This is a genomic window from Marinobacterium lacunae (assembly GCF_000705555.1).
Taxonomy (GTDB): Bacteria; Pseudomonadota; Gammaproteobacteria; order Pseudomonadales; family Balneatricaceae; genus Marinobacterium_D; species Marinobacterium_D lacunae.
Map to the genome: position 1 here is coordinate 13232 of NZ_JMQN01000029.1, position 24153 is coordinate 37384.

Below are 24153 nucleotides of genomic sequence, written 5' to 3' on the forward strand. Positions count from 1 at the left end.
TTACAGGCGGATCCGTCCGTGAGACCAGCCCTATGGCCCTGGCCTCAAGGCATATACAGGTCACCATAGAAACCATGTGTCTGAAGCACTACGGTGACCGGCTCAGTACCGTTATTCTCCCAGTACCAGCCGTGTGAGCCAGCAAATGGCGCGGTGAACGATCCGCTTGCTTCACGCTGGTTTTCGCCGATCCAGTAACTGGTGAAAGCACCATGAGCATCCGGTTTCTCGCCGTGCATATCAAACGAGACCGATCCACCTTCCACTTGCCAGCTGAACACGAAATTGTCGCCGGGATTCATCACGGATTTTATCTCGGCCCCTTGCCCCGGCATCAACGGCACCCGGATCGTGTTGGAGCGGGGTGCACCTGCGCTTTTCCAGACGGCGATTGGTGGTTCAAGCCGGGTACTGGAGGCTCCGGCCTGATGTAATTTGTCGAGGCCCATCGTCCGGCCAAGACCTGTAGGGTCGATTCCGAATTCGGCAGGCAGCACAGCGGTCAGCAGGATAAGCAGAGCGATGGCAAGAGCACTCAGGGTGGTTGTGGCCAGATTGCGGGCACTACGAGGAGACGCGTGCGTGTCGGAGAGGTTGGTCATGGTGCACCTTTTACTTTGTCAGCCAATAGCCGGTCAGTTGAAAACCGGTGAGGACAAAACCAGCTGTCATCAGTGCTGCGTTGGCTGTGAATGCGTGTCGGTCAAACGATGGGGAGCGTCGCCAAAGATTCATAACGATCAAGATCGCGGTGAGTGCGAGTAGCTGGCCGATCTCTACGCCTATGTTGAATGCTAGGATGTTAGGTATCAGGCCATCTTCCGAGAGCGTGAAATCCTGGAGTTTGGACGCCAGCCCGAAGCCGTGGAAAAAACCGAAAATCAGCACCGCGGCACGCGCATCGGGTTGAAAGCCAAACCAGAGACGAAATGCCCCCAGATTATCCAGTGCCTTGTACACCACTGAGAGGCCGATAACCGCATCGACAAGGTAGGGATTCACAGAGGTATTGCCGAGAATGCCCAGCAACAACGTCGAACTGTGGCCTATTGCGAACAGGGTTACATACAGGCTGACCTCTTTCAGACGGTACAAAAAGAAGATCACGCCCAGTAAAAACAGAAGGTGGTCGTAGCCGGTCACCATATGCTTTGCGCCCAGATAGATAAACGCCAGCAGCTGTGTGCCACTCACGTTCTCGATAAAGCTGGCATCGCCTTGCGCCACTCCGTGTGCGGATGCGAAACCGGATGCCGTTAACGATAACATCGTCACGACAGCGATCTTGAGGAGATAGCCGATCTTCTGAGTGGGGCATTGAGTGGAGTACAGGGATTCATGTTCGCCCCGACGGAACAATCGAGTCATGAGCTATCCAGCGCGTTTTTTGCCAGATTACACAATAGCCCGACAGAGGCCGCTTCAGAATTCTACTTCGGTGTCGGTTTGGCGGCGTAGGTGGTACTTAAGAGTGACAGCCGACGGATAAATGCCACAATTTTTTCGGTTGGACTCTGGCCCTACGTCCTGAAAACGATTAGATTTGTCCCACTTCCGAGTGCAGGATTGTTGTGTTGATGAAAAGGTGTTTGCCACAAACGGTCTGGTTTCTGGTTATCGTATTGGTAGCCCAGTTGCTGACTGTTGCCGCGGGAAATACCCACCTCGCATCGCGATTGAACCCTGTAGCAGAACAAAGTGCCCATCATGCGATGATGATGAAAATGGATATGGATATGGAGCACGGCAACGGCTGCGTATCTATGGAAGTTGATCGTGACTCCACGGGCCAGTCGGGCAGTAGTTGTGACGAACAGGATGACTGCCATCTGCAGCATTGCAGTGCGGTTCCCGCGTTGGCAAAGGCCTTTCCCGCCATGCTATTCCCCGACCTCGACCGATCCTGGCCGAGATTCTCTGCGCGTCCTTTGTTGATGCCGCTTCCCCCCTTGGGCCAGCCTCCTAAAGCCGCCTGATACGACCTTTACCGCTGACGGTGGTTACACCGGTTTACCTCTATAGTTTCGAGATTTTTTCGTAAGGCCGCGCCTGTGCGGATGCCTCGCGTGCGGCCTTGCTACGAGGACACCATGTCGTATTTCAAAATTGGACGTAAGACGCTCCTGCGCCTGATAGGAGCGGGCACCCTGATGTGTATTCCATACACACAGGCACAGGTGCTCACACTCGACGAAGCGATCAATCGCGCGTTGCAGACGGATGCCTGGATGAAAGCCAGCGCCTTCAATGAATCTTCCCAGCGATCGCTGGGGGATGCTGCCGGGCGATTGCCCGATCCCAGGTTCAACATGGCGTTGGCCAACATGCCGACAGACACCCTTGATTTCAATCAGGAAGCGATGACACAGCTGGTGTTCGGTGTATCCCAGATGTTTCCGCGCGGCGATACGCTGGCATTGAATGCCACGCGGTTTGAGCAGCAGGCCGATATGCAGCCGCTGTTACGTGCCGAGAGGCGAGCGAGGGTTCGGATGCAGGTCAGTCAGCTGTGGCTGGATGCCTGGCGCGCCCAGAAAAGTCTGGCCTTGATCGAAGATAACCGAGTGCTGTTCGATCAACTGGTGGATGTGGCTACATCCAGTTACGTAGCGGCTCTTGGCCGCACACGTCAACAGGATCTTATTCGTGCCCAACTGGAACTGACGCAGCTCGATGAGCGTATCTCGCGACTGAGACAGCAACGGGATATGGCAACTTCCCGGCTTTCCGAGTGGTTCATGGCGGCCGATTCGGCGTCTGACACTCTGGTATTGCCCGATAGCGTCATGCTGCCGGATGCGGCTGTAGAGATCCCGATCACAGGTGGTGGTGAGGTACGCGAAAACAGGGCAACTGCTTTTGTTGCGCACCCGACTATCCAGCTCATCGATCGCCAGATCGAGCTTTCACACACCGACGTTGAACTTGCCCGTCAGAGGTACAAACCCGAATGGGGCCTGTCGGCCAGTTACGGCTATCGCGGCGAAGACGCCATGGGTAACGACAGGGCAGACCTGATGACTGTGGGCGTGACGCTCGACATGCCGATCTTCTCCACCGATAAGCAGGACAGTCAGGTTGCAGCCGCCCGCTCGAAGGTAGAAGCGGTACGCACGGAACGGTTACTCAAGCTGCGTGAAATGGTTGCGGCATATGACAACGCCAGAGTGGCCTACCAAAGTGCCGAAGATCGGATAGCGCTGTACCGGGACCATCTTTTAGCGCAAAGCCATGAAGCTGCCGAGGCTGCACTCAATGCTTACACCAGTGACGATGGGAACTTTGCCGAAGTGGTCCGGGCACGCATTAACGAACTGAATAATCGTCTCGCGCTGATAGAACTGACCGCTGAACAGCAAAAACAGATCACCCAGATCAATTACCTGCTCACACGAATCGATAGCGAGGCGCAGTAAATGGCAAACGGAATCGTTAAAACAGTCGCGTTGCTGCTAGTCGGTGTTGCAGCAGGTGGTGGCGCGGTGTATCTGGGTCTGAATGACTCAGGTCAGGAGCAGGCCGTCGGCGGTGAGCCCAAGCCGCTTTACTGGGTAGCCCCGATGGATCCCAATTACCGCCGGGACCAGCCCGGCAAGTCGCCCATGGGCATGGATCTGATACCGGTTTATGCCGAGGGACAGAGCGGCGGGCCTGACGAGGGGGCCGGTACGATCACCATCTCCCCGGAAGTGATCAATAACCTGGGCGTACGCACCGCCAAAGCCGTACAGAAACCACTGAACTTTGAGGTGGGCACTGTCGGCTACATTCAGTACAACCAGGATAGCGTGGTTCATATTCATCCCCGAGTAGCCGGTTGGGTCGAGCGGTTGCATGTAAAAACAGCAGGCGAGAAAGTCAGCCGGGGTGCACCGTTATACGATCTTTATTCGCCGGAACTGGTCAACGCGCAGGAGGAACTGCTGTTCGGGTTGAATCGTGGCGATTCGCGCCTGACCGCTGCCGCCGAATCCCGCCTGCGCTCACTCAACGTATCCAGCGGAACCATCGATCGAATCAAGCGTGAACGGCGCACCCTGCAAACGGTGACGTTCTATGCGCCAGTCGATGGCGTAGTCGATGATTTCGCAGTACGTGCCGGATTCTACGTCCAGCCCGGAATGACACTGATGTCAATCGGCGATCTGGAAGAGGTGTGGGTCGAGGCTGAAGTGTTTGAACGTCAGGCCAGCCTGATCGAGAAGGGCCTTCCTGTCACCATGACGCTGGATTACCTCCCGGGACGGGAGTGGAAAGGGCAGGTTGATTACGTCTATCCCACGCTCGATCCGAAGACCCGCACGCTACGTGTTCGGCTGCGCTTTGCCAACCCTGATCAAGCGCTGAAACCCAACATGTTTGCGGCAATCAGCATTCACAAGTCCAGCCAGGATCACGTACTGAGTGTGCCCCGTGAGGCCGTGATACGAGGCGGTCGGGGCGATCGTGTGGTACTTGCGCTGGGTGAAGGCCGATACAAGTCGATTGCCGTGTCGACGGGGCGGGCGGACAGCGAACACATCGAGATTCTAAAAGGGCTGGACGAAGGGGAAAGCGTCGTGACCTCGGCTCAGTTCCTGCTTGATTCGGAGTCGAGCAAGACGTCCGATTTCAAACGGATGCATCTGGCCAAGGCCGGTGACGCTCAACAGGATAAGGCGGAAAAACCGACCAGCGTCTGGGTTGAAGCGACGATCAATGCCGTTATGGCCGATGAGATGAAGATCAACGTCGACCACGCATCAATACCTGAATGGGGCTGGCCCGATATGCGGATGGATTTTCCGCTCGCCGAGTGGGTGGATCTGAGCCAGCTGAGGCCCGGGGCGCAGGCACAGATCGAGATCAGCCGTTTGGAGAGCGGCGGATTCGAGATCAACGATGTGTATGTCACCGGGCAGGCCAGTGGTGATGCCGGATCGCCTCCGGAAATGGACGGTATGGATCACTCGACCATGGATCACTCGGCGATGGACCACTCCCAGATGTCGATGCCGCCTGCCCAGTCCGGCGATCAGCAGTAAGGAGACATCATGATCGAATCGATAATCCGCTGGTCGGTCAGTAACCGCTTTTTTGTATTGCTGGCAACGCTGATTCTGTTGGGGTGGGGGTTGTTTTCGCTGAAAAACACCCCCGTGGATGCCATTCCCGATCTGTCAGATGTGCAGGTGATCATCAAGACCAGCTACCCGGGGCAGGCACCGCAGGTGGTGGAGGATCAGGTCACCTATCCACTGACCACCGCCATGCTGTCAGTACCGGGCGCGGTGACCGTGCGAGGCTACTCGTTTTTCGGTGACTCATACGTCTATGTAATCTTTGACGAGAGTACTGATATCTATTGGGCACGCAGCCGTGTGCTCGAGTATCTGTCGCAGGTAGCGCCATCGCTGCCGGAGAACGCCCGTCCTCAGTTGGGGCCGGATGCCACCGGAGTGGGGTGGGTTTACCTATATGCCCTGCAGGACAAGAGCGGTCGGCACGATATCAGTGAGCTGCGCTCGCTTCAGGACTGGTTCCTCAAGTACGAGCTGCAGACCGTGCCCGGTGTCTCTGAAGTCGCGGCCATCGGCGGCATGGTCAAGCAGTATCAGGTGCGGGTGAATCCGGACAAGCTGCGTGCGCTGGATATGCCGCTGTCACATGTGCAGAACGCCATCCGTCGTGGCAATCAGGAGGTGGGCGCGTCTGTGGTGGAGATGGCCGAAGCCGAGTACATGGTACGCGCCACGGGCTATATCAAAGGCGTGAAGGATCTGGAGAACATTCCGCTCGGCGTTAACCAAAACGGTACTCCGCTGCTGCTCAAGGATGTGGCTGATATCGGCACAGGCCCCCAGATGCGTCGCGGTATCGCCGAGTTAAACGGCGAGGGTGAGGTGGTTGGTGGCGTCGTAGTGATGCGCTTTGGCGAAAACGCACAGAAGACCATCGATGGCGTTAAAGCCAAGCTCGAGACGCTCAAGGCCGGTCTGCCGGACGGGGTCGAGGTGGTGGCGGTGTATGACCGCTCCGGCCTGATTGGGCGCGCGGTGGAGAACCTCTGGCACAAACTGCTGGAGGAGTTCATCGTCGTTGCGCTCGTATGCATGCTGTTCCTGTTCCATATCCGCTCGTCACTGGTGGCGATCATCAGTCTGCCGGTAGGCATTCTGGCGGCGTTTGGCGTCATGCACCTGCAGGGGATCAACGCCAACATCATGTCACTCGGCGGTATCGCCATCGCCATTGGCGCGATGATTGACGGCGCCATCGTGATGATCGAGAACATGCATAAGCATATGGAGCGCACGCCGCTGACGCCGGAAAACCGGTGGAAGGTGGTGGCAGAGTCCGCCAGCGAGGTGGGGCCGGCACTGTTCTTCAGTTTGCTCATCATCACTGTGAGCTTTGTACCGGTATTTACGTTGGAGTCTCAGGAGGGGCGGATGTTTGCTCCCTTGGCCTTCACCAAAACCTATGCCATGGCGGCGGCCGCAGCGCTGGCGATCACCCTGGTGCCGGTGCTAATGGGCTATTTCATTCGCGGTAAGGTGCTGCCAGAGCACAAAAACCCGATCAACCGGCTGCTGACGGCACTCTATATGCCGACGCTTAGAGGCGTGTTGAGCTTCCCGAAGACAACTCTGTTTGCCGCGGCTCTCGTGCTGGCGGTTGGACTCTGGCCCCTGGACAAGATCGGCAGTGAGTTTATCCCGACCCTCGATGAGGGTGACTTGATGTACATGCCGACCACCTATCCGGGTATCTCGGTAGGACAGGCGCGTCAGGTGCTGCAGCAGACCGACAAGCTGATCCGAACCCTGCCTGAGGTGGAAAGCGTCTTCGGCAAGGTGGGGCGCGCCGACTCGGCTACTGACCCGGCCCCACTGACGATGATCGAGACCTTCATCCAGCTCAAACCGCGTGATCAGTGGCGCGAGGGAGTGACCACCGACAGCCTGAAGCAGGAACTCGATGCCCTGGTCAAGCTGCCCGGCGTCACTAACGCCTGGGTGATGCCGATCAAGACCCGTATCGACATGCTGGCCACCGGTATCAAGACCCCGGTGGGAATCAAGATTGCAGGTCCCGAGCTTGAGCAGATACAGCAGATCGGCCAACAGCTCGAGACAATCCTCAAGGATGTGCCGGGAACCGCGTCGGTCTACTCTGAGCGCGTGGCTGGCGGGCGTTACATCAAGGTGGATATCCAGCGCGACAGCGCGGCCCGTTACGGCCTCAATATCGCCGATGTTCAGCAGATTGTGGCCAGTGCCATCGGTGGCATGAATGTGTCGCAGACCATCGAAGGGCTCGAGCGTTACCCGATCAACGTGCGCTACCCCCAGGAGTACCGTAATTCGCCTGAGCAGCTGGCGCTGCTGCCGATCGTGACGCAGTCGGGACAGCGGATTGCTTTGGGGGATGTGGCGGATGTGTACGTCGAGGAGGGGCCCCCCGGGATCAAGAGCGAGAATGCGCGCCTGAACGGCTGGACCTTCATCGATATCGATGGCGTGGACCTGGGCTCCTACGTCACCCACGCACAATCGATCGTTGCAGACAGGATTGATCTGCCAGCGGGGTACTCCATTGCCTGGTCCGGCCAGTATGAGTACATGCAGCGCGCCAAGGAGAAGCTGACCTATGTGATTCCGCTGACACTGGCGATCATCGTCGTGCTGTTGTTTATCAGCTTCCGCAACTTTACCGAGGTCGCCATCATCATGGGCACACTGCCGTTGGCCACGGTGGGCAGCGTCTGGTTGATGTATTGGCAGGGGTTTAATTTCTCGATTGCTGTCGGTGTCGGCTTCATTGCACTGGCCGGGGTGGCAGTGGAGATTGGCGTGATCATGCTGGTGTATCTGAACCAGGCCTGGCAGGCGATGTTGGACCGGTGTGCAGAACGCGGCGTGCTGCCGCGTGACGAAACGTTACGCCACGCCGTGTTGCACGGGGCAGGGCTGCGTGTACGTCCGGTGATGATGACCGCTGCGGCGATCATTATCGGCTTGCTGCCGATTCTCTATGGCACCGGCACTGGGTCCGAGGTGATGAGCCGTATCGCCGCGCCGATGGTGGGGGGCATGGTCAGTGCCGTGATCCTGACGCTGCTTGTCCTGCCGGCTGTTTATTACCTCTGGCGACTGCGCTCGATCAAACGCATGGCGCTGAACACACAGATCTCTGAATCAAATCAAACCGAGGAGTAATACGATGAAAAAACTGAAAGCGATGATTGCCGCAGGACTTATCTCTCTGTCGGCTCCGGCTGTAGCGCAGTCGGATATGATGGGCATGATGCACTCCCAGCCGATGGACGGTGCCATGGTTATGGAGCCGACCGACAATCTGGAGATGATGTTCGATATGGACGTACGTCTGGTCAATGTCCGGGTCGTGGACTCTGGCAACAAGCCACTGAGCATCGGCTTTAAGCCTATGGATGGCCACGCCCGCAGCTTCAAGGTGCCAGTGCCGGCCCTGAAGCCTGATAACTACACCGTGCATTGGACCGCCATGGGCGAAGACGGTCACCGTATGAGCGGATCTTTCCAGTTCATGCAGCACTGACGGCAATATCGGCTCAGGGCGAATCGATGCTTTCACGGTATTCGCCCGGGGTCGATCCCATCAGTCGTCTGAACATGGCTATAAACGCGGATGCGCTGGCATCGCCGCATCAGCGTTTGTTCGGTGGTGTGAAGTGCCTTGGCGAACGCCTCATTTGAGCGCGTACCCCCGGGATTTTCCTCCAGTGCATCCAGCACCTTGCTTAACAGTGGACTTTTCCTATTTGGATCTCCATTACGCCACTGAATGAGTAGACCAGCTCACCTCAGGGGTGTGCGTGTAACGAGTTGCTGGGCGCAATGCCGCCACAATACCCCGGTATATTGTGATCAAGGCGGGTAATAAAGGGAGCACAAGAGTGCTCCCTTTTACGTTCAGACCTGAGCGGCGATAACGGACATTTCGACCAGAATTTCGGGGCGTGCCATGCGCGCTTCGACACAGGCGCGGGCGGGTTTGGGCAGGTCTGATACCCATTCATCCCAGATGGCATTCATTGCAGCGAAATCTTTCATGTCACGGATATAGATCGTCACGGACAGGATCATCTCCTTGCTGCTATTGGCCTCTGATAGCAGTGCCTCTATTTTGCCCAGACATTGCCGGGTCTGCTCGGCAATATCCCACTCTGCTTGTCCTGCTGTCTGGCCGCACAGATAGACGGTGCCGTTATGTGTGACGATACGGCTCATGCGATCAGTCGAGTGGATACGCTCTATGGTCATGGTGTTCTCCTCTGCTGGATCAGCTATTTGATGGATAGAAATACGCGGAGCTGAATGTTGCCTATTATAACCTTTATTTGCATGTATATAATTCTGCTAAAATAATAAAATAAAATAAAAATAACTGCAAAAACACAAATTAACAGAATAATAAATCTGTAAATACTTGGTAATGCAGGCGATTATAAATGCATAAAATCCATAAGTTCTATTGAGGTACATCATGACAGTTCTGGTAATGGGTGCAGGCGTTGTAGGGGTGACCAGTGCCTGGTATCTGGCCAAGGCGGGGCTCGAGGTTACGGTGATCGATCGACAGGTGGATGTGGCGCTGGAGACCAGCTATGCCAATGCCGGTCAGATCTCGCCGGGATACTCCACGCCGTGGGCAGCCCCAGGTGTACCGATCAAGGCAATCAAATGGATGATGCAGGATCTGGCGCCGTTGATGATCAACGGCAAAGAGCTGGATATGCACACGCTCGGCTGGATGGGCAAGATGCTCGCCAACTGCAACGAGAAGTCTTATCACCGAAACAAAGAGCGCATGCTGCGTGTTTCGGAATACAGCCGGGACTGTCTTAAGGCGCTACGTCAGGAGATCGGCATCGAATACGACAACCGCGCTAAGGGGCTGATGCAGTTGTTCCGTAGCGAGAAGCAGGTCGAAGCGTCGAAGCAGGACATGGCGATACTCGACGAGTGCGGTGTCCCTTATCAGGCGCTGAGCGTCGACCAGTGTGTTGAATATGAGCCGGCGCTGGCGCACGTTAAACAGAAGCTGGTAGGGGGCTTGCGGCTGCCCGGCGATGAAACCGGCGACTGCTATCAGTTCACCAACAAGCTGGCGGCCGAGTGCAAGAAGCTCGGCGTCAAGTTCGTCATGAAAACCGAGATTCTGGGCGTCAATGTGGAGGGAGGCAAGATTGCCAGCGTATCCACTTCACGCGGCAAGATGAGGGCTGATCAGTATCTGGTGGCGCTGGGCAGCTACTCCACACCGCTGCTGGCCAGCATCGGTATTCAGGCGCCGGTTTACCCGATCAAGGGGTACTCCCTGACCCTGCCAATCATCGATGCCGAGCGGGCACCGACCTCTACGGTAATGGATGAGACCTACAAGGTAGCGGTTACCCGTCTGGGTGATCGAATCCGTGTGGGCGGTACCGCGGAGATCGCTTCCTACAACAAGGAGCTAGCCGAGAAGCGCAGGCGTAATGTGGCGTTTGTGGTCAGCGACCTGTTTCCGGGCGCGGGGGATCTGGAGCATGCCGAATTCTGGACCGGTTTGCGCCCGATGACGCCGGATGGCACGCCGATTCTGGGTGAAACCACCCTGCCTAATCTGTTCCTGAATACGGGGCATGGCACATTGGGCTGGACCATGTCGGTGGGCTCGGCGAAATATGTGGCGGATGTGATCAGTCAGCGTAAAACCGATATCAGCTCCGAAGGGCTGTCAATCGCGCGCTACGCCTGATTCGTGTTGGCAAGCCTGTACGGATCCGTGCAGGCTTCTCTGCATAGCCTCGGATTTAGAAATAGAGCCGCAACAGACTGTCGGCGACGCAGACGAAGCGGCTTGAGCCCTCCGCCTCTACTTCGATCCGATTGACCATCTCCACGCTGCGTTTGGCGGCGCTCAGCGACTTTAAAGTGGTGCGAGCGCGAATACGGCTGCCGCTTTTCACCGGGTGCGGAAAGCGTACCTGGTCCAACCCGCAGTTCACCACCATACGCGCCTCCGGGTAGGGGGGCTTTTCCGGATTTACCGTATCGGTCAGATGCGGCAATAGCGACAGGATGAGAAAGCCGTGAGCGATGGTATCGCCAAAGGGGGACTCGCTTCTGGCACGTTCCGGATCCGTGTGGATCCACTGCTGATCACCGGTCACCGACGCGAAACTGTCGATACGGGCCTGATCGACCGTCATCCAGTCGCCAATAAACACCTCTTTGCCGATTCGGCTATGCCAGTCACGATAGAAGGCGATCACCTTCGGGTTCTTCACACCCGGCAGGTCTTGTATCTCCTCATGTTCGGAGAGCAGTTTTATCTTGGAAACCCAGGAGTTGTTCAGGGTGTTGTTGAGCGAGTGACTGATAAAGTAGGTCAACTGCCGTAAATGGCTGTCGGACGCACCTTTAAGATCGATTCCATTGATACGGGTTCGAAGCGACCTCTCTTTCTCTTTAATGTACTCGAATACATCCATTCTCAGATCTCGGCCGGCGCTCTAGAAGCGAAGCATGACGAACTGGACTATATCCCATGAAGTCATGCCAAACAGCGGTTCGATTACGATTGGCGCAATAAATTCCCTACCTTTTGATCGAAAGGAGTAGAGAAAGGGCTGGTGTGACGTCAACGGTGCTGATCGTTGGTCACCGGCGTTTGTCGCGTGACTGCCTGAGATCAATGGGGATGATAAAAGAACAACCCTGCTCTGCTGGCCTCGCCCAACTCCTGTGCCGCATCGCTCAGCGCGTGGAAATGCGTAGCCATTACCTGTTCAGTGAAACGGATCGAGGGGCCGGCAATACTTATGGTACCGATCGGTTGGTCACTATCGGGACTGCGAACGACGCACGCCATAGCAGCCATTCCATCGAGGTAGGTGTCGATAGTCACGCTGTAACCGCGCTCCCGTGTTGCCTGGAGAGTTTCGAGTAGCTGGGCGATGGAGGAGGGGGCGTTCTTGGCAACTTCACCGGTTTTGAGCAGGCCTTGCTTAATCACGGCTTCAATTGCCTCGTCGTCACTCATCGATGCAAGCCAGGCCTGACCGTTGGCTGTGGACGCCAGATGCACGGTGCGACCCTGCTCAGCACTGGGGTCGTATTTAAGAGACGACGTTGAACCTTGAGCTACGGCCATCCAGACGAGTTGGCCGTTGTCATTGACGGCCATACGAACCAGCTCCTTGCACTTGGCAGCCAGCGTATCCAGCACGGGTTGACTCACGCTGCTGATACCCGTTTGCCCCAAATATGAGAGTCCGAGCGAAGCGAGTTTGATGGTGAGCTTATATTCGCCCATATCTTTGACCTGACGCACGTAGCCGATACTTTCCAACTCCTTGAGCAGACGGTGGACGCCGCTCACCGGCATGCCCAGTGATTTCGCCATGTCGCTAACGGTTGTGCCCTTGGGGTTTTCCACCAGGAACTCCAATACCGACAAAGCCTTTTGTAACGCACTGCTCATCTTGTTCTCCATTCACACCAATCGTAGGCACTCGAATCGGAGTCTACGAGAGATCCGTCAATGATATCAATTGCGTAAAATTATAACATTTTTAAAAATTGAAATACTTTCACAAAAATTGAAATCGTTTCACAAAAATGAGAGCATCGATCAGGCGATGGCAACCTCTGGCGAGTGTTCGACCAGAATCCAGAGGTGGCTGGGCAGCGATCAAACCGACCATTAAAACAATAAAAAGTGGGAGCTCAATAATGAAGCAAACTCTTACCGCGATAGTCGCGACAAGCCTGCTGGTATCCGGGTTAGCAAGGGCAGACTTTCCGGAAAAGGATATTCAGGGGGTAATTCAGTGGGGGGCTGGGGGCTCTACTGATACCGTGATGCGTTCGGTGACGCCCCTGGCCGAACAAGAGCTGGGTGAAGATATCATCATGACCAACAAAAGCGGCGGTGTGGGGGCGATCGCCACCAAGTATGTCAATGCTGCTAAAGGGGATGGCTATACCCTTTTGATGGGGGCCGAAAATCCTCAGATGTACAAGGTTCTGGGTCTGGCTGATGTCGATTATGGTGATATGGAGCCAGTGGTTCTGCTGGCACGCGGATTGTCGATTATCGTCGCAGACAAAGACGAGCCCTATAACACTGTCGAGGAGTTTATCGCTTACGCGAAAGCCAATCCCGGTAAGGTAAGGGTTGGAACAAATGGCCCCAGCAGTCTGCCGTTTATGCTGCTGGCTATTCTGCGAACGGCTGAATCTTTCGATGTGACCGAAGTTCCATACGACGGAGAAGGGCCTGGACTTACCGCTTTGCAGAGTGGCGCAATCGACGTTATGCCCACCTCGTTGGGAGCTGCGTCTGATTTTCTCAAATCGGGCAAAATGAAAGTGATCGGGTTGATCGATAAAAAGCCGAACCCTCTGCTACCAGGAGTCGCACCGGTAACCGATACCTATCCTCAGCTTGCTTCGATGCTTCCCTACGGTTCATTTTTCGGCATCTTCGTAAAGAAAGGCACACCGGATGAGGCGCTCGATAAGCTGTCAAACGCGTACTTGATAGCTGCCGGTAGCGATAAGTTTCACTCGCTGATGGATAACCTCGGTTACGAAGTGATGGGTATCAATGGCCAGGATGCGAAGGCCTTTTTGAGCAACTTCCAATCAGTTGCATCATGGTTGGTACACGACACCGGTTTCTCGAAAACATCACCTGATACTCTCGGCATAGCGCGTCCCGAGTAATCCTGTCCTGTTTGCTGTGCGGTGGATCTATCGCCGCACAGCGCCAAAATATCAGAGAGAGTCCATGAATAGTTACCGTATTGCTGTAATGGGGGCGGGCGTTATCGGCCAGCAGCATGTGAAACTGCTTAATCAACATCCGCAAACCACATTGGCGGCGTTGGTGGATATCAGCGAGGCTGGCAAAGCTTATGCCAAAGAGCAGAGCGTACCCTTTTATCGGGATCGCGTTGAGATGCTGGATCGGGAGAAACCCGATGCAGTAATCATTGCGCTGCCCAACCAACTACATGTAGTGGCTGCGCAGGAGTGCATCTCTCGCGGTATCCCGGTGCTTCTGGAGAAGCCTGTGGCCGATACCCTGGAGGCGGCGTGCTGCCTTGTCGATATCGTAGAGCAAAGCGATATCCCGGTTTTGGTTGGCCATCACCGTCGACACAGCCCCGATATCCAGGCTGCGAAGCGCGCGATCGTCGCAGGTAAGCTTGGCAGTCTGGTAGCGGCCAATGGCTTCTGTTTCGTGAAAAAGCATGATGCCTATTTTGAGGCGCAGTGGCGGCGTAAAGCCGGAGGTGGGCCCGTACTGATCAATCTGATTCACGATATCGATTGCTTCCGTTATCTCTGTGGCGAGATCGTACAGGTGCAGGCCGTCACATCTAACCGAGCGCGAGAGCTTGAGGTTGAAGACACTGCGGCGGTTACCCTGAAATTTGCCAACGGAGCATTGGGTACGTTGGTGATCAGTGATGCAGTACCCTCTCCCTATTGCTGGGATGTGGTCTCAGGACAGGCACTTTATCTGGGTAAACACCGCGGTGACTGCTATTACATCGGCGGGACCGAAGGCACTCTGGCTGTGCCGTCTCTGGCGTTGTGGCGGCAGCAACCTGGAGAGGACTGGCGTCATCCCCTGGTACAGCATCAACTGCAAATGGAGCTTTCTAACTGTTACGTCAACCAGTTGCAGCACTTTCTGTGCTGTATCGATGGCTCTGCATCACCTTTGGTGAGCGTACGTGAAGGGTTGCAGACTCTGGCAGCTACCTTGGCGGTTAGTGAGGCTGCCAGTAGACAGAGTTCGGTCAATATTGCTGAGCTGATTGCGTAATCGAGTGTCGATCTACCGAAAAAGGCTGCTTAAAGCAGCCTTTTAATGCATTACAGCAGCAGATACATCGCCAAGCTGATGGTGAAGAATGACAATGTAGTGGTGGCGACGAGAATGCTCGCACATAACTGCCCAAAGCCATAGTTGCTGCCGATAATGGGGAAAATGCTCATCATCGGCATTGCTGCCATCAGTATGGCGCAAGTCGTCAGCGCAGGATCTGATGTCGGCAACATCCAGGCAACTAGCGCCAGAATCAGTGGGTGAAGGGTTAGCTTGCCCGACATGACCAGGCCAATATCGGTCAAGTTTCCGCGAACCTCGTTCCCGACGAGTGATCCACCGATAACAAAAAGCGCCAAAGCGGCAGAGGCTTTGCCAAGAATATCCAGACTGAACAAGGCTACGTCCGGCACCGGCAGTGACAGCGCCGAAACCGACAGGCCGGCGAATATCGCCATCAAGATCGGGTTGCGGATCAGACGCTGGAGTACAGGCTTCCACGCCTGGCCAGCGGCGTGAGAATTTTCCTGGCTTTTGGCATATTCGATGGTTATGAGTGCGAGTGGAATTAACAGGATATTTTCCACTATCACCGACATCATAAACGCTTGGGTAGCGACTTCGCTGAATACCTGCTCAAGTACCGGGTAACCGATAAAAACGCTGTTTGGTACCGCAGTGCCCAGCGCTTTTACGCCGCTTTCGGCAAGCGGATTGCCGCGGATCATCTTGAAAAACAGCATGGCGATCAGCAGTGTGGCGAGAGAACCCAGCGCATAGGCGCTGATGTAGGCGCCATCGATCACCTCATCGAGCCGCATGGTCGCCAAATTGCTGAAAATCAGCGCGGGGAGCGTGAAGTAGAGTACTACCCGGCCGATTTCAGGAACGGCGCTTGGCGAAATGATACGGCTCTTTACCGCTCCGTAACCGATCAAGATGACGAGAAATATGGGCGCTGTAATACCCAGTACGCCTGCCATGGCTAAACTCCAAAGGAAGATAAACGGATAAGGGCCGCCAGTTTGCCTGACAGCCCTGAAGTAATACATATTACAGATTGGTCAGTCTCGGTAATACCAGCTGTTGATGCCACCCTTTGCTCAGGGTTTCGGTAAACCGGGTATCAGGCCCAACACGCTATCGCTGTAACCTCCATCCGCCAGCAGTGTTTGGCCGGTTATATAACGTGCATCCGGCCCGCCGAGAAAGGCCACTATTCCGGCAATATCATCCGGTGTGCCGACACGTCCCATCGGGACCATGGCGTTGCGTTTAGCTGCGGTCTCCTCATGCTGATAGAGCTTTTCCGTTAGTGGGGTGCGAATCATACCCGGCGCAATACAGTTAACACGAATACCGTGAATTGCATGCTCCTGTGCCAGCTGAGCGCAAAGCATCTGCACTGCAGCCTTGCTTGCCGAGTAGGCGCCGCTGTTGGCATGGGGGTTGAGACCGGACATGGAGGATATGGTTACGATCGCTCCCCGGCTCTCCTTCAAGGCCGGTATTGCAGCTTTGGCCAGCAGCCAGGGTGCGCGTACATTGACGTTGAAGGTCAGATCCCATTTTTCAGTTTCGAGGTCAGCTAATGGCCCAGGAGACATCATGCCTGCATTGGAGACCAGAAGGTCAAGTCCGCCGAGTGCTTTTACCGCTTGATCGACCAGCATGCCTGGAAACGCAGGATCGGCCAGATCGCCACTGATCCAGTGGCAGCTAGCGCCCATCGATTCAAGGTCGCTTGCCAGTTTCTCAGGGTGTGGTTTGCGGCCAGAGGTATGCAGCGCCAGAGCGATTGGCTCATTTCGGTTGCCGAAGTCGTTAGCCAGCTTGCGGCAGATAGCGCCGCCAATACCTTCGCTGACACCGGTGATCAGTGCTTTCATTCTTTTTTCCTGTCCAACTTTTTGATGAACGCCATATTTAGATAGGTAATGTGGGATGCAGCCCTCTAACCGCAATGGCGAATAATGTTATTGCAGTGGTGATATCGAAGTGGGCAGCACGATGGTAGAAGACATTTCTAGCTCTACCCAGTCGGGACAACCGATACCAGGCCAGGCGCCATCTCTAACAGATTCATATCGCGCTTGTGTACGCTGTTCCAATGAACGATAAGGCCAGATCTGCAGTGTCCTTGAAGGTCCATCAATCGCATAGAGGGCGATCGTCAGTGGCGAGTATTGGGTGCGCATTGGTACAGCTTTCTCCCAAGCGGAGATAGTAGGCATCAATGTTCCCTGCTTGAGCTTGTAACGGCGAATTTCATAGTAAGGTCCATCCGCCGCTGGAACGATTGGTTTAAGAAAAGGGAAGGGGGCGTAGCTCTCCAGATTCATATCGGTCATGTAGTCTAGGCAGCCGAATGGATCGGGGCTCTTCAGTGTGCGCGCACGCTCTTTAACCAGATCCTCTGTCCGGTCGAAACCACGCAGTATGATCAGCTGATTCAACCTGCCTATATCGGACAGCCAGCAGCCGAGAAGTGTTCCCCGGGCGTCGATTGAGTCGGAATACGCTTTTGCAGCCAAAGACGCTGCTTCTTGGCTCCCCATTCGAATGGTGAGTGTCGCTATTTCATAGCGCTCCATACCGCTTCGCTTCCTCCCTCAACCTTATCGACGTCATATCATATCGGGCGGTTTTTTTAGTACGATATCATAAAGTTGAAACAGTTTCTATAAATGAAGTGTTCGTTATATCTGTGTTGACCTCAGCGGTATCAACTGGGCTCTCTGGTGTTTGAACGCCAGCTCCGTAACCGCTGGGATTTCATATCGAACTATGGACAACAATAAAAATGCTCACATCGATCATGAAACGTCTTGCCGGGAGCGTGCGACACTCGCTTTATCTACCGGTATTGGATTTGGCACCTCTACGCTGTCAGTCCAGTGAGGTTGCCGACAGCTTCAGCTGGAAAGCGGTCACGCTGCATCGATCAGATTGAGACTACCCAGTAAGTTGACCTCAAGACCCCGCACCGGATCGGCGGCGCAATCTACGGTCATTAGCCCCGCCAAGTGCACAATGGCATCGCAATCGGTAGCGGCTGAAAGTACAGCCTGTGGATCACGAATATCGCCGGTAATCATCTCGACCCTGCCTGAGAGACCCCGTTGAACCCGGTCCAGATTGGCGGCCTTTGGCTGTATATCCAGGATGCGAACAGCCCATCCTCTCTCGATCAGTTCAGCACAGACCCAGCTACCGAGAAAACCGGTACCGCCTGTCAGCATGACCCTTTTCATTCGCAATCTCCTCTACAGCGGGACCGAGCCCGGTTGCCCAGTATTTATTTGTTGATAGTATTTTCAAATTGAAAGTCTTTTAAACAACAAGACAGGGAGGTTCGGATGCTAAGAATTGCTGGCAAGGAGGGTAATCCGTTGCAGAGCGCCTATTCGGCAAGCAAGGCCGCTGTCATAGCGCTGACAAAGTCGTTGGGTAAAGAGCTGGCTAAAACCGGTATTAGGGTCAATTGTGTTACGTCTGCGATTATAACCACGGCGATGAATGAGCAGATGACCGAGGAGCTGCGTCAACAGGTACTGAGCAAGGTGCCGATGGGGCGTGCCGGAAAACCGGAAGAGGTTGCTGCTCTGGCGCTGTGGCTGGCTTCTGCCGAGTGCAGCTTCACGACTGGGGCTGTTTTCGATGTCTCGCGTGGCCGAGCGACCTATTGAATCTCTAAAGATCCACTTTATGCAGTGCCACCGGATGGTGGCACTGTGGAGCTAAGGTCTAAGGTCAGGCAGCCGATCCGTGGGGATCGATAACGAACTTCATCGCGGCGCCACCGTCGAAGTCGGCGTAACCCTTAGGCGCTTCGTCCAGAGAGATCATCTTCACGTTGACGGCATCGGCGATCTTGATCTTGTCGAACAGGATCGCCTGCATCAGCGGACGATGGTACTTCATGACCGGGCACTGGCCGGTATGGAAGGAGTGCGACTTGGCCCAGCCAAGGCCGAAGCGCATGCTCAGTGCACCCTGCTTGGCCGCATCGTCGACGGCACCCGGATCTTCGGTCACGTACAGGCCAGGGATACCGATCTGGCCGCCGGCGCGGGTCATCTGCATGGCAGAGTTGAGTACGGTAGCCGGTGCTTCCTTACCGTGGTTGCAGCCGCAGGCGTGAGCTTCAAAGCCGACGCAGTCGACGAATGCGTCTACTTCGCGTTCGCCCAGGATCGCTTCCAGCCTGTCGGCCATATCGCCTTCCTGGGTCAGGTCAATGGTCTCGCAACCGAAACTACGAGCCTGCTTCAGGCGATCTTCGTTCATATCACCGACGATGACACAGGCGGCACCCAGCAGGTGTGCTGATGCGGCAGCCGCCAGACCGACAGGGCCTGCACCGGCGATGTAGACAGTGGAGCCAGGGCCGACACCGGCAGTGACGCAACCGTGGAAGCCGGTGGGGAAAATGTCGGAGAGTAGGGTCAGATCCTGGATCTTCTCCATCGCCTGATCAGCATCAGGGAATTTCAGCAGGTTGAAATCGGCGTAGGGGACCATGACGTATTCAGTCTGACCGCCAACCCAGCCGCCCATATCCACGTAACCGTATGCTGCGCCAGGGCGAGCCGGGTTTACGTTTAGGCAGATACCGGTCTTGCCCTCTTTACAGTTGCGGCAGCGCCCGCAGGCGATATTGAACGGTACAGAGACCAGGTCGCCCACTTTAACAAACTCGACGTCACGACCGGTTTCAATAACCAGACCTGTGATTTCGTGACCCAGAACAAGGCCGGAAGGGGCAGTTGTACGTCCGCGGACCATGTGCTGATCGGAGCCGCAGATGTTGGTGGTTACAACTTTGAGAATAACACCGTGATCGCACTTGCGGTTGCCAATTGCGAGTTCGGGGTAGGGAATTGACTCGACCGCTACCTTGCCGGGTTCTTTATAGACGACACCGCGGTTGCTTGCTTGACTCATGGATGTTCTCCAGCTTTTTGTTTTTATGCACTAGCACTGAGCCTGTATTAAGAAGGCTGAACTCCACCCTACGCGTCAGCTCTCTTGCCGACATTCCCAATTAAGACATTTAAATGTCGAATTGAGGCGTCAGTGTTGAGTGAGGGGCTGTCGTAGCTATTCGACTTAGTCTCTATTGTCGCAATTGTCGCTTCGTGATTAAATGTTGCCTATCAACTAGATGTCTCTAAAATGAGACATTAGTGTTTTTGTTGGGAATGGCCTCAAGCAGGTGCTGTAGTCATGGTGTATCGAGGTAATAAATGAAGGCGTTTGCAGCGGATGAGATTGCGCAGATGTGTAATGTCGATGAAGCGGTCGTGTCTGAATGGATTCAGGCCGGTTGGCTGACGCCGATCAAGTTACCCGGACGGGGGAACAACCGCGTTCTGGCCGAAGACCTCCTAAACTTTCTGGATAGGGAGGGGATGGCTGTACCGGAGGAACTCGACGTGAAGCCCGAGCGCAGCGTTCTGGTCGTCGACGACGAGGCGGCGGTTGCGCGATCCATCGCAAAGGTTTTGCGCACAGCGGGTTTTCGAACCGAGATCGCCTCTGACGGTTTTCAGGGCGGCGGTATGTTGATGAAGCATCGGCCATCGCTGGTTACGCTGGATCTCAGGATGTCTGGCCTTAATGGCTATGACGTGCTCAGGTTCATCCGTAATACCACTGACATCGCCCACACCAAGGTGCTGGTTATATCGGCATTAGACCACCTGTCTCTTCAGCGTGCGCTTGAGGAGGGGGCTGATGCAGTACTGTCTAAACCGTTCGACATGGAACAGCTCATATCTACCGTAGAAAGCCTGATGTAGCGCGATATGCACATGGCGGAACCCCTTTAACGAAGTCAGGGAGTAAGCGCGAATGGAATCTCCTAGTATTGTCTGTATTGATGATGAACCGGCAGTACTCAATGCTCTTAAGCGCCTGTTGCGACAGAATCATCGCGACTGGGAGGTCTACCTGTTTACGTCAGCAGTTGAAGCACTGGTGCGGATATCGGAGCTCAAGCCCTGGATCATCCTGACCGAGCGAAATCTGCCCGATATTGAACCGGAAAGGCTTCAGGAGGCACTGATCGAGAGTGCGCCTACTGCGATTCGGGCCATCCTCACCGGGGATCGGCGTCGGGAAACGCTGCTTGCCAGCGCTTGGCAGGCGCACTTTGTCATTCGCAAACCCTTTGATAGGGAAGTGCTTGAAAACCTCATGACCCGGGCACGCATCCTGAACCAGTTGCCACTGGAGCAGGATACCCGCGTCCAGCTTGGTCAGTTGCGTGCGCTGCCGGTACTGCCCGATATCTACCATGCGCTGACAGCCGCGTTGGAGAAGGATGAACCCGATATCAAGGAGGTAGCGAACCTGATCACACATGATCAGATCCTGGTCAGTCGGGTGTTGCAGCTGGTGAATTCGCCCTTTTTCGGCTTCGGTTCACGCACCAACGATATCGAAGTGGCGGTGATGCGTCTTGGTCTTCAGACCATACAGAGTTTGGTGCTGGTGCTCGAACTGTATCGGGGCGATCAGCCGAGTGTGCAGAGAATCGCGGACATGTTGCTGCATGAGGCACTGAAGCTGGCAACGCAGGTTGGGCTGGTCTGCGATAGCCAAGGTTTGACCAAAAACCTGAGAAGCCAATGTGTCGTCAGTGCGTTGCTTCACAATATCGGCCAGCTGGTCAATGCGCGCCATCTGTTGGAGGAGGCTCCGCGTTCCCTCGGAAAAGAGGAGCTGCTCAGAGAGTATGAACTGATCGGGGCATACCTGCTTGAACTGTGGGGGTTCGAAGCCGAGATTATCGATGCGGTGCGACACCAGCTGGATGATCCTCTAGCGGACGATAGCGAGCCGGTTACCGAGGTGCTGAATCTGGCATTGCGCATGCTGCAGGGCCGGTATGAAGAGCCAGATCAGCCGTCCGAGCAAGGCTGCGCCGAACAATAAAGGGTGACTATGTCCAATCAAGAGCAATCGGGCAGGCGTCAGAGTGTCTTCAGCGTGTTGTGGGGTACCTATATCCGCAATGCACTGATACCAATCATTCTGATTGAGGTCGCACTGATCGCGGCGTATCTGGCAACCAATTACCTGATACGTGATGAAAACATCGCGACCATGCAAAACAGCGCTCAGGCCTCGCTGCATGAAACCGCACGTCTTGAGTCTGAGGTGATCGCCAACCAGCTGGCGGGTGTAGCCGAAATGACCCATCTTTTCGCGCAACTGACCAGTCGTGCCTACGATACCCCTTATGAAGCCTCCGACGAGGAGAAAGGCAGGTATACCCTGAGCGACGGCGGTGTCTGGTACACCCGTCCGGGCAGCGGGGAGGCGGCCATGTTCTACTCTTCGATTACAGAGGTGGGCGAGCAGCAGCGCGAAAAAGCCTGGCATCTGTCCCAGATCGATCCGGTCATGGCCCAGCTGGTCGAGAGCAGTGCACTGGTGACCCAGGCCTATCTGAACACCTGGGACTCGATGAACCGTATCTACCCCGATTTCGATGTGGTGGATCAATACCCGGCCGATCTTGATGTAACCAAGTACAACTTCTATTACGAAGCAGATGCCGAGCATGATCCGGATCGTGGTGTGGTGTGGACAGACGTCTACATCGATCCGGCAGGTCAGGGTTGGATGGCCTCGGCGATTGCGCCGGTCTATCGCCGTAACAGTGATTTTCTAGAGGGGGTTGTAGGGCTTGATATCCGGGTATCGGAAATCATTGGGCATGTGCTGTCGCTGTCCCTGCCGTGGCAGGGCTATGCGTTGCTGGTGGACAGTACCGGAACCATTTTGGCGATGCCTCGCGTGGCCGAGGATGACTGGCAGCTGCATGAACTGACAGAGCATGACTACGCGACTGCCATAGAGCAGGACACCTTCAAGCCGGAGGAGTTTAACCTGTTCAAACGCCCCGACAGCCAGCCGCTTGCGGAAAAAATAGGTGCGGCGACGTCAGGTATCGCTGAGCTTGAGTTGAACGGACGCGAAAAGCTGGCGGCCTGGGCGCAGATTCCCGGTGCCGGTTGGCACTTGCTGGTGGTGGTTGATCAGGAGCACATCTATGCCGACGCCCACCGACTCAAGGAGCGCGTCGATCAGATCGCTATCGCCATGATTGTAGGGCTGGTGCTGTTCTATCTCCTGTTCATTCTCTATTTGTATCGCAAATCGGTGCGTGTCAGTCGCCGCCTCTCAGAGCCGATGATCGGTCTCAAACAGATGATCCAGTCGATTGGTGAGGGCGAGTATCGCCCACACAAGGTAGAAACGGACATTACCGAGTTGAATATCGTATCGACGGGTTTAAGCGAAATGGGCGATGCGTTGGGCCACAGCCGTGCGCAGCTGGCTGATGCCAACAAGCGCCTTGAGAAAATGAACCACGAGCTTGAGCAGCGCGTGGAAGCAAGAACCAGCGAGCTGCAACAGGCCAACTTCACTCTCTCGCAGGAGCGGGAGGAGCAGGCGCGACTGATATCGGAGCTCAAATCTACCCAGGCGCAGCTGGTTCAGTCTGAAAAGATGGCGTCGGTCGGTGTGCTGGCAACCGGTGTAGCCCATGAAATCAATAACCCGCTCACATTCGTCATCACCAATATATCGATACTGAACGACTATGCACCGACGCTTATGCAGTTGCATGAGCAGGTAAGCCAGTTGGTGCCTGCCGAGAAGGTCGATCAATTAAAGGCCGCCGAGCATCGCCTGCGTTACGCCGAGATTGTCGACGACATGCCGGATCTGCTGGCCGATTGCACCGAGGGCGTCAGCCGTATCCGTCATATCACCGAGAGCCTTCTGGAGTTTTCGCACGCCGGCGATACCTCATGGCAGCCGTGCGATATCAACCACTGCATCGAAACAACACTGGTGATCTGCTACCACGAGTACAAGTATAAGGCTGTGATACGCAAAGAACTGGACGATCAGTTGCCCACAATAGAAGCGGTGCCGGCGCAGCTCAATCAGGTGATCATGGCCCTGGTGGTCAATGCGGCACAGTCGATGGAGCAGATGGGCGAGATCCGGATCAGGTCCGGTTTTACCAATGATCAGATCTTCTTCAGTGTGGCCGATACCGGGTGTGGCATGCCTAAGGAGAACCTCGGGCGTATCTTCGAGCCATTCTTCACCACCAAGGATGTGGGCCAGGGCACTGGTCTTGGCTTGGCGGTTGCCTACGGCATCGTCAAGGCTCATGGAGGCCGGATCGAGGTCGACAGCACGCTTGGGCAGGGCAGCTGCTTTACGGTTGTGCTGCCCAGAGTGCAATCGTGATGATGTCGCTTATCG

General features: G+C 55.4%; 23 protein-coding genes. 13 read left to right on the top strand and 10 right to left on the bottom strand.

What is annotated here, in order from left to right; all coding sequences use genetic code 11:
* Positions 1 to 44 precede the first annotated feature (44 nt).
* Together ADIMK_RS10255 and ADIMK_RS10260 are read right to left on the bottom strand one after the other, a co-directional pair.
* Entirely contained in the window at positions 45 to 602 is a 558-nt protein-coding gene (locus tag ADIMK_RS10255; RefSeq protein ID WP_036187346.1) for a hypothetical protein, read from the bottom strand.
* Positions 603 to 612: 10 nt separating this feature from the next.
* Complete coding sequence (locus ADIMK_RS10260) at positions 613 to 1269, bottom strand: HupE/UreJ family protein (protein WP_036187511.1); 657 nt, start codon at positions 1267 to 1269, stop codon at positions 613 to 615.
* A gap of 308 nt (positions 1270 to 1577) precedes the next feature.
* Here ADIMK_RS10260 and ADIMK_RS10265 point away from each other — a divergent pair, with 308 nt between their 5' ends.
* The 6 genes from ADIMK_RS10265 to ADIMK_RS22305 all read left to right on the top strand — a co-directional run bounded on the left by ADIMK_RS10265 (position 1578) and on the right by ADIMK_RS22305 (position 8720).
* Positions 1578 to 1976 carry a hypothetical protein gene (locus ADIMK_RS10265; RefSeq protein WP_036187348.1) on the top strand — a complete coding sequence of 133 codons (399 nt, stop codon included), beginning with the start codon at positions 1578 to 1580 and terminating at the stop codon, positions 1974 to 1976.
* A 114-nt stretch (positions 1977 to 2090) separates the two neighbouring features.
* Positions 2091 to 3416 (top strand): TolC family protein, encoded by a 1326-nt coding sequence (locus tag ADIMK_RS10270; RefSeq protein WP_197027519.1) that lies wholly within the window; start codon positions 2091 to 2093, stop codon positions 3414 to 3416.
* Entirely contained in the window at positions 3417 to 5024 is a 1608-nt protein-coding gene (locus ADIMK_RS10275) for an efflux RND transporter periplasmic adaptor subunit (protein ID WP_036187350.1), read from the top strand.
* Positions 5025 to 5033: 9 nt separating this feature from the next.
* Positions 5034 to 8201: an efflux RND transporter permease subunit gene (locus ADIMK_RS10280; RefSeq protein WP_036187352.1), complete on the top strand. Its 3168-nt coding sequence runs from the start codon at positions 5034 to 5036 to the stop codon at positions 8199 to 8201.
* Between the two features lie 4 nt (positions 8202 to 8205).
* Positions 8206 to 8562, top strand: a complete 357-nt coding sequence (locus ADIMK_RS10285; protein WP_036187354.1) for a copper resistance CopC family protein — start codon at positions 8206 to 8208, stop codon at positions 8560 to 8562.
* 26 nt (positions 8563 to 8588) lie between these two features.
* Entirely contained in the window at positions 8589 to 8720 is a 132-nt protein-coding gene (locus tag ADIMK_RS22305) for a hypothetical protein (RefSeq protein WP_255344274.1), read from the top strand.
* 216 nt (positions 8721 to 8936) lie between these two features.
* On the opposite strand, the gene ADIMK_RS10290 is transcribed toward ADIMK_RS22305, so the two are convergent.
* Positions 8937 to 9287 (bottom strand): RidA family protein, encoded by a 351-nt coding sequence (locus ADIMK_RS10290; protein WP_036187357.1) that lies wholly within the window; start codon positions 9285 to 9287, stop codon positions 8937 to 8939.
* Between the two features lie 223 nt (positions 9288 to 9510).
* On the opposite strand from ADIMK_RS10290, the gene ADIMK_RS10295 reads away from it, so the two are divergent.
* Positions 9511 to 10767, top strand: coding sequence for a D-amino acid dehydrogenase (locus ADIMK_RS10295; protein WP_036187360.1), 1257 nt, complete (start codon positions 9511 to 9513; stop codon positions 10765 to 10767).
* A gap of 55 nt (positions 10768 to 10822) precedes the next feature.
* Here ADIMK_RS10295 and ADIMK_RS10300 read toward each other — a convergent pair whose 3' ends face one another.
* Together ADIMK_RS10300 and ADIMK_RS10305 are read right to left on the bottom strand one after the other, a co-directional pair.
* A complete protein-coding gene (locus tag ADIMK_RS10300) occupies positions 10823 to 11503 on the bottom strand; it encodes a MaoC family dehydratase (RefSeq protein WP_036187363.1) in 681 nt (226 codons plus the stop codon).
* A 200-nt stretch (positions 11504 to 11703) separates the two neighbouring features.
* Positions 11704 to 12495, bottom strand: coding sequence for an IclR family transcriptional regulator (locus tag ADIMK_RS10305; protein ID WP_036187365.1), 792 nt, complete (start codon positions 12493 to 12495; stop codon positions 11704 to 11706).
* Positions 12496 to 12746: 251 nt separating this feature from the next.
* Here ADIMK_RS10305 and ADIMK_RS10310 point away from each other — a divergent pair, with 251 nt between their 5' ends.
* Together ADIMK_RS10310 and ADIMK_RS10315 are read left to right on the top strand one after the other, a co-directional pair.
* Positions 12747 to 13742 carry a Bug family tripartite tricarboxylate transporter substrate binding protein gene (locus ADIMK_RS10310; protein ID WP_036187368.1) on the top strand — a complete coding sequence of 332 codons (996 nt, stop codon included), beginning with the start codon at positions 12747 to 12749 and terminating at the stop codon, positions 13740 to 13742.
* Between the two features lie 64 nt (positions 13743 to 13806).
* Positions 13807 to 14853 carry a Gfo/Idh/MocA family protein gene (locus ADIMK_RS10315; protein ID WP_036187370.1) on the top strand — a complete coding sequence of 349 codons (1047 nt, stop codon included), beginning with the start codon at positions 13807 to 13809 and terminating at the stop codon, positions 14851 to 14853.
* Positions 14854 to 14903: 50 nt separating this feature from the next.
* Here ADIMK_RS10315 and ADIMK_RS10320 read toward each other — a convergent pair whose 3' ends face one another.
* From ADIMK_RS10320 to ADIMK_RS10335, 4 genes are all read right to left on the bottom strand, one after another.
* On the bottom strand, positions 14904 to 15839 hold the full coding sequence (locus tag ADIMK_RS10320) for an AEC family transporter (protein ID WP_036187373.1): 936 nt from the start codon (positions 15837 to 15839) through the stop codon (positions 14904 to 14906).
* Between the two features lie 120 nt (positions 15840 to 15959).
* Positions 15960 to 16745, bottom strand: coding sequence for an SDR family NAD(P)-dependent oxidoreductase (locus ADIMK_RS10325; protein ID WP_036187376.1), 786 nt, complete (start codon positions 16743 to 16745; stop codon positions 15960 to 15962).
* 87 nt (positions 16746 to 16832) lie between these two features.
* The gene (locus ADIMK_RS10330) at positions 16833 to 17450 is read right to left on the bottom strand and encodes an NIPSNAP family protein (protein ID WP_036187379.1); all 618 of its coding nucleotides are present in this window, start codon (positions 17448 to 17450) and stop codon (positions 16833 to 16835) included.
* Positions 17451 to 17786: 336 nt separating this feature from the next.
* Positions 17787 to 18110 carry an NAD-dependent epimerase/dehydratase family protein gene (locus ADIMK_RS10335; protein ID WP_051692843.1) on the bottom strand — a complete coding sequence of 108 codons (324 nt, stop codon included), beginning with the start codon at positions 18108 to 18110 and terminating at the stop codon, positions 17787 to 17789.
* A 105-nt stretch (positions 18111 to 18215) separates the two neighbouring features.
* Here ADIMK_RS10335 and ADIMK_RS10340 point away from each other — a divergent pair, with 105 nt between their 5' ends.
* A complete protein-coding gene (locus ADIMK_RS10340) occupies positions 18216 to 18545 on the top strand; it encodes an SDR family oxidoreductase (protein WP_051692844.1) in 330 nt (109 codons plus the stop codon).
* Between the two features lie 64 nt (positions 18546 to 18609).
* Here ADIMK_RS10340 and fdhA read toward each other — a convergent pair whose 3' ends face one another.
* A complete protein-coding gene (fdhA, locus tag ADIMK_RS10345; protein WP_036187381.1) occupies positions 18610 to 19803 on the bottom strand; it encodes a formaldehyde dehydrogenase, glutathione-independent in 1194 nt (397 codons plus the stop codon).
* 302 nt (positions 19804 to 20105) lie between these two features.
* On the opposite strand from fdhA, the gene ADIMK_RS10350 reads away from it, so the two are divergent.
* The 3 genes from ADIMK_RS10350 to ADIMK_RS10360 are packed head-to-tail and all read left to right on the top strand — an operon-like array spanning position 20106 to position 24138.
* Positions 20106 to 20660 (top strand): response regulator transcription factor, encoded by a 555-nt coding sequence (locus tag ADIMK_RS10350; protein ID WP_036187388.1) that lies wholly within the window; start codon positions 20106 to 20108, stop codon positions 20658 to 20660.
* A gap of 52 nt (positions 20661 to 20712) precedes the next feature.
* On the top strand, positions 20713 to 21798 hold the full coding sequence (locus ADIMK_RS10355; protein ID WP_036187390.1) for an HDOD domain-containing protein: 1086 nt from the start codon (positions 20713 to 20715) through the stop codon (positions 21796 to 21798).
* Positions 21799 to 21807: 9 nt separating this feature from the next.
* On the top strand, positions 21808 to 24138 hold the full coding sequence (locus ADIMK_RS10360; RefSeq protein WP_036187393.1) for a sensor histidine kinase: 2331 nt from the start codon (positions 21808 to 21810) through the stop codon (positions 24136 to 24138).
* Positions 24139 to 24153: the final 15 nt, after the last annotated feature.